This window comes from Nocardioides mesophilus (assembly GCF_014395785.1).
In the GTDB taxonomy this organism is placed as follows: Bacteria; Actinomycetota; Actinomycetes; order Propionibacteriales; family Nocardioidaceae; genus Nocardioides_B; species Nocardioides_B mesophilus.
Window position 1 is genome coordinate 403,367 of the sequence record NZ_CP060713.1, and the last position, 13,438, is coordinate 416,804.

The 13,438-nt window shown below is 73.1% G+C and carries 11 protein-coding genes; 3 read left to right on the forward strand and 8 right to left on the reverse strand.

Annotation, left to right across the window (positions count from 1 at the left end; genetic code table 11):
• The first annotated feature begins 55 nt into the window (after positions 1 to 55).
• Both H9L09_RS01830 and H9L09_RS01835 read left to right on the forward strand, forming a co-directional pair.
• Entirely contained in the window at positions 56 to 640 is a 585-nt protein-coding gene (locus H9L09_RS01830) for a TetR/AcrR family transcriptional regulator (protein WP_187579094.1), read from the forward strand.
• Between the two features lie 109 nt (positions 641 to 749).
• Entirely contained in the window at positions 750 to 2,480 is a 1,731-nt protein-coding gene (locus H9L09_RS01835) for a sulfatase family protein (protein WP_187579095.1), read from the forward strand.
• A gap of 147 nt (positions 2,481 to 2,627) precedes the next feature.
• Here H9L09_RS01835 and H9L09_RS01840 read toward each other — a convergent pair whose 3' ends face one another.
• The 8 genes from H9L09_RS01840 to H9L09_RS01875 all read right to left on the reverse strand — a co-directional run bounded on the left by H9L09_RS01840 (position 2,628) and on the right by H9L09_RS01875 (position 12,364).
• Positions 2,628 to 3,407 carry an isocitrate lyase/PEP mutase family protein gene (locus tag H9L09_RS01840; protein ID WP_187579096.1) on the reverse strand — a complete coding sequence of 260 codons (780 nt, stop codon included), beginning with the start codon at positions 3,405 to 3,407 and terminating at the stop codon, positions 2,628 to 2,630.
• Positions 3,408 to 3,467: 60 nt separating this feature from the next.
• On the reverse strand, positions 3,468 to 3,965 hold the full coding sequence (locus H9L09_RS01845; protein ID WP_187579097.1) for an N-acetylmuramoyl-L-alanine amidase: 498 nt from the start codon (positions 3,963 to 3,965) through the stop codon (positions 3,468 to 3,470).
• Entirely contained in the window at positions 3,965 to 4,591 is a 627-nt protein-coding gene (locus H9L09_RS01850) for a hypothetical protein (RefSeq protein ID WP_187579098.1), read from the reverse strand. The genes H9L09_RS01845 and H9L09_RS01850 overlap by 1 nt, the downstream gene beginning before the upstream one ends.
• 94 nt (positions 4,592 to 4,685) lie before the next feature.
• Positions 4,686 to 7,670 carry a bifunctional [glutamine synthetase] adenylyltransferase/[glutamine synthetase]-adenylyl-L-tyrosine phosphorylase gene (locus H9L09_RS01855; RefSeq protein ID WP_425491705.1) on the reverse strand — a complete coding sequence of 995 codons (2,985 nt, stop codon included), beginning with the start codon at positions 7,668 to 7,670 and terminating at the stop codon, positions 4,686 to 4,688.
• Positions 7,667 to 8,401, reverse strand: coding sequence for a type 1 glutamine amidotransferase (locus tag H9L09_RS01860; RefSeq protein ID WP_187579099.1), 735 nt, complete (start codon positions 8,399 to 8,401; stop codon positions 7,667 to 7,669). The genes H9L09_RS01855 and H9L09_RS01860 overlap by 4 nt, the downstream gene beginning before the upstream one ends.
• Positions 8,398 to 8,838: a hypothetical protein gene (locus tag H9L09_RS01865; RefSeq protein WP_187579100.1), complete on the reverse strand. Its 441-nt coding sequence runs from the start codon at positions 8,836 to 8,838 to the stop codon at positions 8,398 to 8,400. Before H9L09_RS01865 ends, H9L09_RS01860 begins: the two co-directional genes overlap by 4 nt.
• 53 nt (positions 8,839 to 8,891) lie before the next feature.
• Entirely contained in the window at positions 8,892 to 10,229 is a 1,338-nt protein-coding gene (locus H9L09_RS01870) for a glutamine synthetase family protein (RefSeq protein WP_187579101.1), read from the reverse strand.
• An 86-nt stretch (positions 10,230 to 10,315) separates the two neighbouring features.
• Complete coding sequence (locus tag H9L09_RS01875) at positions 10,316 to 12,364, reverse strand: NAD(+) synthase (RefSeq protein WP_187579102.1); 2,049 nt, start codon at positions 12,362 to 12,364, stop codon at positions 10,316 to 10,318.
• Between the two features lie 75 nt (positions 12,365 to 12,439).
• Here H9L09_RS01875 and H9L09_RS01880 point away from each other — a divergent pair, with 75 nt between their 5' ends.
• On the forward strand, positions 12,440 to 13,402 hold the full coding sequence (locus H9L09_RS01880; protein ID WP_187579103.1) for a phosphotransferase family protein: 963 nt from the start codon (positions 12,440 to 12,442) through the stop codon (positions 13,400 to 13,402).
• Positions 13,403 to 13,438: the final 36 nt, after the last annotated feature.

A 13,438-nucleotide genomic window follows, 5' to 3' on the forward strand; every position in this document is an offset into this window, starting at 1 on the left:
CACCCTGCATCCAGCGCCGGTGAGACCGGGCAGGGCTCGGGGAGGAGGAAACGGCATGGCGAGACCGCACGCGCCTCGCGGGCAGGGACGAGCACGCGTCATCGACGCCGCCCTCGAGCTCTTCGCCGAGCACGGCGTCAGCGGGACCTCACTGCAGATGATCGCCGACCACCTGGGCGTGACGAAGGCGGCGGTCTACTACCAGTTCCACGCCAAGGAGGACATCGTCCTGGCCGTCGTGGAGTCCGCCTTCGACGAGATGCGCGGCACCATCGCCGACGCCGAGGCCGCCGCCTCCGCCGACGACGCGACCGGGGTCGCGCTCGCGGGCCTCGTCGACCTGATCATCGGGCACCGCCAGGTCATGGCCAGCGTCTCCCGGGACCCCGAGCTCGGACGGATCCTGGAGTCCCACGAGGCGTTCAACTCCCTCACCAGTCGCCTGGGCGAGCTGCTGCTCGGCCCCGTCCCGGACACCCGTCGGCGGGTGGCGGCCTCCGTGATCGGAGGCCTGGCCCACGCGGCCGCGGACCCCCTCCTCGCCGACATCGACGACGCGGTGCTCCGCGAGCAGCTGCTGCACCTCGGCACTCTGCTGCTGTCCAGTGGCTCCCCCACGCGGACCAAAGCCACCAGCTGAGCGCCGAAGGTCCCGGACCGAGCGGAACAGAGCCCCGTCGCGGGAGCCGGCTCCCTACCGTGGGAGAAGCCGGGGCGCGGGCCCCGGAGCGGGTCGAGACGGGGGCACCATGTCGCGACTTTCCAGGCTGTCGGGGCGCACCTGGCTGCGGACAGGTGCGGTGGCCGCGGTGGTGGTGAGCACCCTGGCCGTCATCGGCGTCGCCGGACCAGGCCGGCCGGCACCGGCGGTGAAGCCAGCCCCCTCGGTCCGAGGGTCCACGGACTCCGGGGACTCCGCGGTTGCGCAGGCCGCGCAGGCCGCGCAGGCCAGACCCAACATCGTCTTCATCATGGTCGACGACATGCGCGACGACGACCTGCGCTTCATGCCCTGGACCCGCCGCTTGATCCGCGACCAGGGGGTCCGGTTCGTGAACTCGTTCGCCCCGTTCCCGCTGTGCTGCCCCGCGCGCGCCTCGGTGCTGACCGGCCGCTACGCCCACAACCACCAGGTCTACGGGGTCAACGCGCCGTACGCGTTCCCCTCCTTCCACGACCGCTCGACGATCGCCACCTGGCTGCACGACGCCGGCTATGCCACGGTCTACGTCGGCAAGTACCTCAACGGCTACGGCTCGATGCCGAGGCCGGGCCACCGGACCGGCAAGTCGCTGCACTACGTCCCTCCGGGCTGGAGCCGCTGGCGGGCCTCCATCGACGGCGGCCTACCCGCGAGCGACCCGCGGGCCGGGGGCACCTACAACTTCTTCGACACCACCCTGAGCCGTAACGGCGAGGGCTTCGTGAACTACCGGGGGCGCTACCAGTCCCGGGTGTACGGCGAGCTCACCGAGGAGATCATCCGCGGCCGTGCGCCCGCGGCCCGGCCGTACTTCCTCTACGTCTCCTACACCGCTCCGCACTCCGGCTCCCCGGTGGAGCCCGACGACCCGGCGCCGGTGCGCCGCAACGACGGCCAGCTCGTGGACTTCCTGACCACGGCCCGGCCCGACGACGTCAAGGGCCGCTTCGACCGCCGGGTCCGGGCCGCGCCGGGTGCCGACTGGAAGGACCCCGACTTCAGCGACAAGCCCGGCTACCTGCGCGCGCCACCGATCAACGCCGCGGAGCGCCGGGCGATGCTCGAGGTCACGCGGCAGCGGGCGGAGGCCCTGTCGGTGGTCGACAGCCAGGTCCGGCGTACCGTCGCGGCGGTCGAGGCCAGCGGCGAGGCGCGAAGGACGCTGATCCTGTTCACCTCCGACAACGGCTACTTCCTCGGCGAGCAGCGGAGGCGTCAGGGCAAGATCTTCCCGCACGAGCCGTCGCTACGCGTGCCGTTGCTGCTCCGCGGGCCCGGGATAGCGGCGGGCGGGCGTCGCCACGACCCGGTCACCTCCATCGACCTCGCGCCCACCCTGGCGGACCTGGCCGGGGTGACCCCGCCCAGCCGCGTGGACGGCGTCTCGGTCCTCGACGTCGCCCGGCACGGCGACCGCGGCTGGGTGCGCGCGGTGCTCACCGAGACCGGACCGATGATGGGGGTCCGCCGCAACACCAACGAGGCGGGCCAGCCACTGTCCTCAGGGGGACGGCGCGACGTGCGGTTCGCGATCGGGGTGCGCACCAGCCGCTACCTCTACGTCGACCTCGCCGGCGGTGCCCGGGAGCTCTACGACCTGGCCAAGGACCCCCGGGAGTACCGCAACCTCGTCGGGGTCCGCGCCTACGCGGCCACGCAGCGCGAGCTGGCGCAGGTGCTCGACCGGGTCCGCGCCTGCGACGGCCGGGCCTGCGCGGCGCCGCTCCCCCGGAGCTCGCCACCGGCCCGTGACGCCGCCCCGGACCTCAGCGGTTGAGCAGCAGGAACAGCAGGAGCGTGACGACGGCGGAGATCAGCAGCGACCCCATGCAACCGGTGCGGTTGCTGAAGAAGAAGAACACGGGGCCTCCTCAGGCATCGAGAGCCCCCCGGTACCCGCGGCGACCCGGACGAAACGCCCGTCTCAGTTCAGTGGCCGGGTGCCCTCCGGCAGCCCGCCGCCACGGTGCACGTCCAGGACCAGGTCCTCCAGCGCGGTCAGTGCGACCCGCTGGGACCACGGCCCGTAGGAGACCCGGGCCACGCCCAGCTCCTGCATCCGCTGCAGAGGCAGGGATCCGGGCACCCCGATCAGCGTCAGCCGCTGCGGGCCGAGCGCGTCGACCAGCGTGGACACCTGCGTCTCGTCGAGCCGGCCGGGGACGAAGACGACCGGTGCGCCGGCGTCCAGGTAGGCCCGGCAGCGCTCCACGGCGTCGGCGAGCACCTCCTGCGGGTCGCGGTCGCCCGCGGTGAGGAAGGTGTCGGTGCGGGCGTTGAGCACGAAGTCGTCGACGCCCTCGGCCCGAGCAGCGTTCATGGCCTGCCTGACGGCGGCCACCGCGTCGGTCAGCGGCTTCATCTGGTCCTCGAGGTTCGCGCCCACGATGCCGACGCCGATCGCCTTGCGGACCGTCTCGCCCGGCTCGTCGTACCCGGCCTCGAGGTCGGCGGTGACCGGTACGTCGACCGCCGACGCGATCCGGCCGACGGCCTCGATCATCAGGTCGACGGGAATCTGCTCACCGTCCGGGTAGCCGTAGGAGGCGGCGATCGAGTGGCTCGCGGTGGCGAGGGCCCGCGTGCCCTCCACGCCGGCCACCACCCGGGCGCTGATCACGTCCCAGACGTTCACGACCCTCAGCAGCTCGGGGTCCTGGTGCAGCCGGAGCAGCTCGGTGGCCCGGGTCTGTGTCTCGTTCACCGGTGGGTTCCTCTCGTCGTGGCGGCTGGTCGCCCCCAGCCTGCCCGACGCGGCAAAGCCTCAGGTGCGCCAGTAGTGGCGGACCAGCTCCATGTAGTGCGACCACCACCACCACTCCCCCGGGTCGGTGTGGCTGGAACCCGGTACCTCGTTGTGGCCGATGATGTGGTCGCGGTCCAGCGGGATCCCCCACTGACCGTGCAGGTAGGCGACCAGCTTGGCCGAGGAGCGGAACATCTCCTCGGTGAACCACGCCGGGTCGTCGACGAAGCCCTCGTGCTCGATGCCGATGCTGCGGGTGTTGTAGTCCCAGTTGCCGGCGTGCCAGGCGATGTCCTGGTTCTTGACGCACTGGGCGATCTTGCCGTCGCTGGAGCGGACCACGTAGTGCGCGGAGACCGCGGCGTTCGGGTTCGCGAACCAGTTGACCGATCCGGCCCAGGACCCCTGGGTGACGTGGATGATGATCCGGTTGACCTTGCGCCGCCCCCGGGACGCGTCGGTGTAGTTCGTCGGGGCGGCCGGTCGCCACACCATCGCCGGCTTGCGCTGGCCCATCAGAGCTCCTGTCCCTGCGGGGCGAGCACGACCCGCTGCTTCGACGTGGTGCGGTGGTCGAACCCGCCGGCGAGCACGTCGCCCACCTGCTCGGCGTACAGGTCGCCGGAGCCGATCCCGGTCGCGGCCTGGATCCGCGGCCCACCGCCGCCGTGGCCGGCGACCGCCGGGAGCCAGTCGCGGCTGCGGCCGGGTCGCTGCCGGCCCTGCGAGTGGGCCAGCACCGCGGCGCCGCCGCGCAGGTTGGCGGCCCGGTCGGTCATCAACGCCTGGACGGGGAGGCCGGTCAGCTCGGCGGCCAGGCCGAGGGTGTCCTCCCAGGGGTTGCGCACCAGGGCCATCACGCCGTGGCTGCCGCGCGCCTCCGGATCGCCGAACCGGTAGTCGCCGGCCCCCGGCGGCGGCATCTCCCACCGGGTGTTCGCGTAGCCGAGGGCCAGCAGCAGCTCCGGCGGCACCCCGAAGTCCCGGGCCGCGGCCCGGACGTCGGCGAGCACGCCGGGCGCCGTGTCACGCGGGCGGGCTGTCGCGGCACCGGCGGAGAGCACCGTCAGTGCCGCGGCGATGCCGGCCATTCCGGCCATTCCGGTCCGGAGGATGCCGCGGCGGGTCAGCTCGTCTGTCATGGGTGCCTCCCGAGAAGCGTGAACAGAGCTCGATCACAGTAGGTGACAAAGTGACAGATGGGAAACAGGAGGCCTAAGTGGCCGGAGCGGACTTCTACTCCCAGAAGACCCGGTCGACGACCTGACGCGCGTGCCGGGTGACCCGGAGATAGTCGTTGAGCAGGGCGTCGGACTCCCCCGGCCCGTAGCCGCGGATGTGCGCCACCGCGGCGCGCTCCCGGGCGTCGTGCGGCAGCGAGTCCGCCGGCCGGCCACGCACCTGGACGATCGCGTTGCGCAGGCCGCTGGCCAGCCGCCAGGCCTCCTCCAGCGCCTCCGCGTCCGGCTCGGTGAGCAGCCCCGCCTCCACCGCCGCGTGCAGCGCGGCCAGCGTCCGGGTGGTGCGCAGACCCTCGACCCGACCGGCGTGCCGCATCTGCAGCAGCTGCACGGTCCACTCGACGTCGGCGAGCCCACCGCGGCCGAGCTTGAGGTGCGTGGCCGGGTCGGCGCCGCGGGGCAGCCGCTCGGCGTCCACCCGGGCCTTGATCCGGCGGACCTCCTGCACCTCGCGGTCCCCGAGCCCGGCGGCGGGGAACCGGAGCGGGTCGATCAGCGCGGTGAACCGGGCGCACAGGTCCCGGTCGCCGACCAGCGCGGTGGCCCGCAGCAGCGCCTGCGCCTCCCAGAGCGCGGACCACTTGGCGTAGTAGGCGGCGTAGGAGTCCAGGGTCCGCACCAGCGGCCCCTGCCTGCCCTCCGGGCGCAGGTCGGCGTCGATGTCGAGCGCGGGGTCGGTGCCGGGCAGCTTCAGCAACCGGCGCAGCTCGTTGGCCACGTCGTGGGCGGCGCGGGCCGCCTCCTGCGCGGGCGCGTCCTCGAGCGGCTCGTGGACGAACATCACGTCGGCGTCGCTGGCGTAGCCCAGCTCGAAGCCGCCGAAGCGGCCCATCGCCACGATCGCCAGCCGGGTCGGCAGCGGCTCCCGGCGCTCGGCCTCCACCGCCTGCCGGGCCACCGCCAACGCCGCCTCCAGGGTGGCCGCGGTGACGTCGGTCAGCGCGACGCCGACCTCGGCCTCGTCCAGCTCGCCGAGCAGGTCCGCGACCGCCACCCGGAACAGCTCGCGGCGCCGGATCGCCCGGACCGCGGTGATCCCCTCCACCGGGTCCTGCTGCCGGGTGCCGGCGGCCACCGCCTCCTTCTCGAGCGCTGCCCGCCCGAGCGGCGCCAGGCCGTCCGGCTGGGCGAGGATCCGGACCCCCTCCGGCGCCCGCTGCAGCAGGTCGGTGGCGTAGCGGCTGGAGGCGAGCACCACCGCCAGTCGCTGGGCGACCTGACCCTCGTCGCGCAGCGTCTTGAGGTACCAGTGCGTCGAGCCGAGCGCGTCGGAGATCTGCCGGAAGCCGAGCAGCCCGGCGTCGGGGTTCGGCGCGTCGGCGAACCACTCCAGCATCGCCGGCAGCAACGTGCGCTGGATGCTGGCGGTGCGGGACAGCCCGCTGGTCAGCGCCTCGAGGTGGCGCAGCGCGGCGGCCGGGTCGGCGTACCCGAGCGCGGCCAGCCGCTGGCGCGCGGACTCCGGCGAGAGCCGCACCTCGCCGTCGGGAAGCTTCGCGACGGCGGCGAGCAGCGGCCGGTAGAACAGCTTCTCGTGCAGCCGCCGGACCTCCTGGCTGTGCCGGCGCCACTGCCGGTCCAGCTCGGCCACCGGGTCCTTGTGGTAGCCCATCGACCGGCCCAGCCGGCGCAGGTCGACCTCGTCGGTGGGCAGCACGTGCGTGCGCCGCAGCTGGGCCAGCTGCATCCGGTGCTCGAGCGAGCGCAGGAACCGGTACGCCGCATCCAGGGCGGCCCCGTCGTCGCGGCCCACGTAGCCGCCCCGGGTCAGCAGCGTCAGCGCGCTCAGCGTGGCACCGGCCCGGATCGTCTCGTCCGCGCGGCCGTGCACCATCTGCAGCAGCTGCACGGCGAACTCGACGTCGCGCAGGCCGCCGGAGCCGAGCTTGATCTGCCGGCCGGCGTGGGCGGCGGGAATGTGCTCGATCACCCGGCGGCGCATCGCCTGCACCTCGGTGACGAACCCCTCCCGCTCGCAGGCCATCCACACCAGCGGGGTGATCGTGTCGACGTACTCCCGGCCGAGCCGGGCGTCCCCGGCCACCGGTCGGGCCTTCAGCAGCGCCTGGAACTCCCAGGTCTTGGCCCACTTCTCGTAGTAGCCGAGGTGGCTGTTCACGGTGCGCACCAGAGGTCCGGTCCGGCCCTCCGGGCGCAGCGCCGCGTCGACGGGCCAGATGGTGCCCTCGGCGGTGTGGTCGGAGCAGATCCGCATCAGGTTGGCCGCCAGAGTGGTGCCGGCCCGGACCGCCTCGTGCTCGTCGTGGCCCTCCGCGGCTGCGACCACGAAGACGACGTCGACGTCGCTGACGTAGTTCAGCTCGTGACCGCCGCACTTGCCCATCGCGATCACCGCCAGCCGCGCCGACTGCGACGGCTCCCCGAGCCTGGCCCGGGCCACCGCCAGCGCCGCCTCCAACGTGCCGGCCGCCAGGTCGGAGAGCTCGGCCGCGACGTCGTCGACGCCGGCACCGTGCGAGAGGTCACGGCTGACCAGCCGCAGCAGCAGCCGGCGGTACTCCACCCGCAGCGCGTCCACGGCCTCGGAGTCGGGCAGCGTCGCGACCGGCTCCGACAGCGCCGGGTCCGCGCCGACCGCGCGGAGCAGGGCCGCCTGCAGCGTCAGCGCCGGCGGCCGGGTCGAGCCGAGCAGCGGGTCGTTGAGCTCCTGCCACTGGTCGGGGTGGCGCAGCAGGTGGTCGCCGAGCGCGGAGCTGGCGCCGAGCACGGAGAAGAGCCGCATCGCGGCACCCTCGTCGTCGGCGAGCGCCTCGAGGAGTCGGTCGCGGTCCTCGACCCGGTCGGCGAGGTCGGCCAGGTAGGCGACCGCCTGGTCGGGGTCGGCGCTGGTCGCGGCCAGGTGCAGCAGCTCGTCGGCGCGGGCGCCGAGCCGGTCGAGGTCGGCGCCGACCGCCTCGGCGTCGGTGAAGCCCAGCCGGGCCAGCCGGCCGGCCCGGGTGGTGGCCCGGGGCACGCTCACGACACGGCCCGGGCGTCGGCGTCGAGGAGGTCGACGAAGCCGGCCGCGAGCTGGGCCCAGGTCTCCCGGAGCCGGTCGGTGGCCCTCGCGACGTCGCGGACGTAGGCGTCGAGGTCCACGCCTCGGGCGGCGGCGTCGTCCCGCTCGTCCTCGGTCCAGGCAGTCACGATCTCCTCGCCGGCCTCCGGGTGCCACTGCACGCCCCAGACCGTCGGCGCGAAGCGGGCCGCCTGCAGCTCACCGGTGGCCGTGGCCGCCAGCACCACCGTGCCCGGCGGCGGCTCGGCGACCACGTCGTTGTTCCACTGCACGCCACCCGACGGCCGGGGCAGCCGCCCGGTCAGCGGGTCGTCGGCGGCGACGTCGGTCCAGCCGATGTCGAGCACCCCGATCTGCTGGCCGCGCGGGTTGACGTGCACGGTGCCGCCGAGCGCGACGGCGGCCAGCTGGTGGCCCAGGCAGATCCCGAGCGTGGGCACGCCGGTGGCTGCGGCCTCGCGGATCAGACCCTTGACGTCGGTGAGCCACGGGTGGTCGGCGTCGTCGTCGGCACCCATGGAGCCGCCCAGCACGAGCAGCCCGCCATGCCCGGACAGGTCCCCCGGCAGCCGGTCCCCGGCGTACGGGCGGAGCACGTCCAGCACCGCCCCCTCGGCCAGCAGCCACTCGCCGAACCAGGCGGGCGGGCAGCCGGCCTCGTGCTCGACGACGAGGATCGGCAGCGTGCTCACGCGCCGAATCTAGCCTCCCCGGCGTGGGCCACGAAGTCGGTCCGGGCCCAGAAGGCGGTCAGCGACAGCGCCACCGGTACGACGAGCAGCGGGAACGACAGCGGCGACAGCAGCAGGAACGGCAGCACGCACACGCCGCCGACCGTGCCGGTGGCCGTTGCCCACAGCCACGTCGAGGGCCGGCCACGGCGCAGCGCCCGCAGCGTGAGCAGCGCCAGCGAGGCCGGCAGCAGCACCAGCCCGAGGAGGCCCAGACCGATCATCACGCCCAGCCCGTCGAGGAACTCCCCCCGCTGCTGCAGGTCCGAGCCGATCGCCAGCACGCCGAGCACGGCTCCGACCGCGCAGAGCAGCAGCAGGGCGACGAGCAGCCCGACCAGGGTCCGGTGCGTGGAGGTCGCGGAGGTCTCGGAGGTCGCGGGGGTCGTGGTGGTCATGCCCCCAGCATGGCCGCACCGGACCCGGCGGCGGATCCGTTCGGATACTCAGATCAGAGGACCGGCAGCATCAGGTCCCGCTCGTAGGCCGAGACCTGGATCCGGTAGTCCTCCCACTCCTTGCGCTTGTTGCGCAGGAAGAAGTCGAAGACGTGCTCCCCCAGGGTCTCGGCGAGCAGCTCGGAGCCCTCGGCGATCGCGATCGCGTCGGAGAGGTTGCGCGGCAGCGGCTCGATGCCGAGCGACTTGCGCTCCCGCTCGGTCAGCGACCACACGTCGTCCTCGGCCTCGCGGGGCAGCTCGTAGCCCTCCTCGATGCCCTTCATGCCGGCGGCGAGGATCACCGCGAACGCGAGGTAGGGGTTCGAGGCGGAGTCGATGGTGCGCAGCTCGATGCGGGTGGACTGGCCCTTGTTCGGCTTGTACATCGGCACCCGGATCATCGCGGACCGGTTGTTGTGCCCCCAGCAGATGTACGACGGCGCCTCGCCGCCCCACATCAGCCGCTTGTAGGAGTTCACCCACTGGTTGGTGACCACCAGGATCTCCGCGGCGTGCTTGAGGATCCCGGCGATGAACTGCCGTCCGGTCTTGGACAGCTGGTACTCCGAGCCGGCCTCGAAGAACGCGTTGCGGTCGCCCTCGAACAGCGACACGTGGGTGTGCATGCCGGATCCGGGATGGGTGGTGAACGGCTTGGGCATGAACGTCGCCCAGATGCCCTGGGACAGCGCGACCTCACGGACCACGGTGCGGAACGTCATGATGTTGTCCGCGGTCGAGAGGGCGTCGGCGTACCGCAGGTCGATCTCCTGCTGGCCGGGGCCGCCCTCGTGGTGGCTGAACTCGACCGAGATGCCCATCGCCTCGAGCATCGTGATCGCCTCGCGGCGGAAGTCCGAGCCCATGCTCTGCGCGGTGTGGTCGAAGTAGCCGCTGCGGTCCACCGGCACCGGCTCGACGCCCGGCTGCGGGGTGTCCTTGAACAGGTAGAACTCGATCTCGGGGTGGGTGTAGAAGGTGAAGCCGTTCTCGGCCGCCTTCGACAGCGTCCGCTTGAGCACGTAGCGGGGATCGGCGTACGACGGCGAGCCGTCCGGCATCTCGATGTCGCAGAACATCCGGGCGGTCGCGGGGCCCTCCCCGCGCCACGGCAGGATCTGGAACGTCGACGGGTCCGGCTTGGCGAGCATGTCGGCCTCGTAGACGCGGGCGAACCCCTCGATCGCGGAGCCGTCGAAGCCGATGCCCTCGGTGAAGGCGCCCTCCAGCTCGGCGGGCGCCACCGCCACCGACTTCAGCGAGCCCAGCACGTCGGTGAACCACAGCCGGACGAAGCGCACGTCGCGCTCCTCCAGAGCACGGAGCACGAACTCCTCCTGCTTGCCCATCAGTCTCCTCCTGGGTAGCGACGCAGGCCCCGGCGAGACCGCGTGGGGCCAGTCTGACGATGCCATGTTTCGGGCAGGTGAACGGGTCAGGACTCCGGCACGTTGCGTTCGAGCTCCTCGAGCCACACCCGCGCGTTGCCGTCGGAGGGGGCCCGCCAGTCGCCGCGCGGCGAGAGCGAGCCGCCGGCCACCACCTTGGGGCCGTTCGGCAGCGCGGACCGCTTGAACTGGCTGAAGGCGAAGTAGCGCTTGAGGAAGACCTCCAGCCAGCAGCGGATCGTGGCCAGGTCGTAGGCGGTGCGCCGGTCGCTGTCGAAGCCGGGCGGCCAGGCGCCGTGGTCGGCGTCGGCCCAGGCGTGCCGGGCGAGGAACGCGATCCGGCTCGGCGGGAAGCCGTAGCGCAGCACGTGGAAGAGGTTGAAGTCCTGCAGCGCGTAGGGACCGATCGCGTCCTCGGTGCTCTGCGGCCGCTCCCCCTCGGCCACCGGCACCAGCTCCGGGGAGATCTCCTGGTCGAGGATCAGCTCGAGGACCTCCGAGGCCGCCTCCTCCAGCTGGCCGGTGGCGATCACCCACCGGATCAGGTGCTGGATCAGCGTCTTGGGGATGCCGCCGTTGACGCCGTAGTGCGACATCTGGTCGCCCACCCCGTAGGTGCACCAGCCCAGCGCCAGCTCCGACATGTCGCCGGTGCCGAGCACGATGGCGCCGCGGTGGTTCGCCAGCCGGAACAGGTAGTCGGTGCGCAGCCCGGCCTGGACGTTCTCGAACGTCACGTCGTACGTCGGCTCGCCGTCGGCGAACGGGTGGTCGAGGTCCTCGAGCATCTGCCGCGCCGCCGGCCGGATGTCGATCTCCTCGAAGGTGACGCCGAGCGCCTCCGCCAGCCGGGTGGCATTGCGCTTCGTGCCGGCGCTGGTCGCGAAGCCCGGCAGCGTGAACGCGTGGATGTCGCTGCGCGGCCGGCCGAGCCGGTCCATCGCCTTCGCGGCCACGATCAGCGCGTGCGTGGAGTCCAGGCCGCCGGAGACCCCGATCACCAGCTTCGGGTCCCCGATCGCGTGCAGCCGCTGCTCGAGCGCGGAGACCTGGATGTTGTAGGCCTCGTAGCAGTCCAGGGCGAGCCGCTCGGGGTCGTCGGGGACGAACGGGAACCGGTCGACCGGACGGCGCAGCCCGATGTCGGTGCGCGGCGGGTCCAGCTCGAAGCCGACGGTCCGCAACGGCGGCCGCTGCCGGTCGGCCAGCGTGCGGCGGTTGTCGTCGAAGGTGCCCTGGCGCAACCGTTCCTGGCGCAGCCGGAGCAGGTCGACGTCGGCCACCGCCCGGCGCGGCCCGTCGGCGAACCGCTCGGTCTCGGCGAGCAGCTGGCCGAGCTCGTAGACCATCGCCTGGCCGTCCCAGGACAGGTCGGTGCTGGACTCGCCGAGCCCGGCCGCGGCGTACACGTAGGCGGCCAGGCAGCGGGAGGACGCCGACCGGACCAGCAGCCGCCGGTCCTCGGCGCGACCCACGGTGATCGGGCTGCCCGACAGGTTGGCCAGCACCGTCGCCCCGGCCAGCGCGGCCTCGGCGCTCGGCGGCACCGGCACCCACATGTCCTCGCAGACCTCGACGTGCAGCACCAGCCCAGGCACGTCGGTGGCCGCGAAGAGCAGGTCCGGGCCGAGCGGCACCGGCACCCCACCCAGCACCAGCGACTCGCCGCGGCGGTCGTCGCCGGGGGCGAAGTGGCGGCGCTCGTAGAACTCCCGGTAGGTCGGCAGGTAGGACTTCGGGGCGATGCCGAGGATCCGGCCGCCGTGCACGACCACCGCGCAGTTGAGCAGCCGGTTGCCGTGCCGCAGCGCGGCACCCACCACCAGCACCGGGGTCAGCCCCGCCGACCCCGCGGCCAGCTCGAGCAGCGCCGCCTCGACGGCGTCGAGGACCGCCTCCTGCAGGAACAGGTCCTCGATCGAGTAGCCGCTCAGGCAGAGCTCGGGAAAGACCGCCACCGCGACGCCGTCCTCGGCGCAGGCCCGCGCCTCGGCGAGCACCGCCTGCGCGTTGGCGTGCGGGTCCGCGATGGCCGTCGTGATGGTGCACGCGGCGACGCGGACGAACCCTTGGTCGTAGGCCGATGTGAACTCCACGGTGCTGAGTGTGCCAGTCACCCCGTTTCCGGAAACCACATGCCGTCGCGTGCCGACCTGCATAGCGTGGCATTCGTGCGCGAGCCCCCCGACGACCTCGACGAGGCGGACCTCCTCCACGTGGTGCGTCGGGAGTGGGACCCCGAGGTGGACCGTCTCGAGCACCTGCCCATCGGCTTCGGCGCTCATCACTGGGCCGCCTCGGTCCATGGTCGACGGCGGCTGTTCGTCACCTTCGACCGCCTCGGCGGCCGGCACAGCCGGCACAGCCGGCAGTCGCTGGAGCGGGCCTACGCCTCCGCCTGCGCACTCTCCGCGGCCGGCCTGGAGTTCGTGCTGGGGCCACTGACCTCCCACTCGGGAACCATCACGGTGTCGGTGCCTGGGGGTGCGCTGAGCGTCGGACCGTGGATCACCGGCCGGTCCGGCGACGAGACGCTCGCGGCCGCTGCCGAGCTGCGCCAGACGGCCGACCTGCTCAGCCGTCTGCACCGCAGCCCAGCGCCCGGCGGCATCCCGGTGTGGCGTCCGCTGCTCGACGCGTCGTTCCCCGACCAGCTCGACCGGGCCCTGTCCGCGCCGTGGCGCACCGGCCCCTTCGGCGAGCCGGCCCGCGAGGCCTTGTCGGAGCACGCCACGCGGGTCCGGGGATGGACGGCTCGCTATGTCGCCCTGGCCGGCCGGGCCCTGGTCGAGCAGGAGAACTGGGTGCCGACCCACGGCGAGCCGCACCCGGGCAACCATCTGGTCACCGGCACGCGTCGCTACCTGGTGGACTGGGAGTCGCTGAAGCTCGCTCCGCGCGAACGCGACCTCGACGGCCTGGTGGCCTCGGAGGTGGAGTGGCAGACGGCGTACGGCGCCGTGCAGCCCGACCCGCGCATGTTGGAGCTCTTCGACCTCGAATGGCGGCTCGACGAGATCTCGCAGTACGCCACCTGGTTCTCCCGACGCCACCGGGGCACCGAGAGCGACGCGGTGGCGTTCGAGGGGCTCGTCGAGGAGCTCGCGCGTCCGGACCGCAGGCAACCCACGTGAGCACTGACACAGATCCCCCCGGAGGGGCGCGGGTCT

Excerpts from the sequence above, each read along its gene's own strand:
- H9L09_RS01830 (WP_187579094.1), top strand. The coding sequence starts at position 56 with ATGGCGAGACCGCACGCGCCTCGCGGGCAGGGACGAGCACGCGTCATC.
- H9L09_RS01835 (WP_187579095.1), top strand. The coding sequence starts at position 750 with ATGTCGCGACTTTCCAGGCTGTCGGGGCGCACCTGGCTGCGGACAGGT.
- H9L09_RS01845 (WP_187579097.1), bottom strand. The coding sequence starts at position 3,965 with ATGGGCCAGCGCAAGCCGGCGATGGTGTGGCGACCGGCCGCCCCGACG.
- H9L09_RS01850 (WP_187579098.1), bottom strand. The coding sequence starts at position 4,591 with ATGACAGACGAGCTGACCCGCCGCGGCATCCTCCGGACCGGAATGGCC.
- H9L09_RS01865 (WP_187579100.1), bottom strand. The coding sequence starts at position 8,838 with ATGACCACCACGACCCCCGCGACCTCCGAGACCTCCGCGACCTCCACG.
- H9L09_RS01870 (WP_187579101.1), bottom strand. The coding sequence starts at position 10,229 with ATGGGCAAGCAGGAGGAGTTCGTGCTCCGTGCTCTGGAGGAGCGCGAC.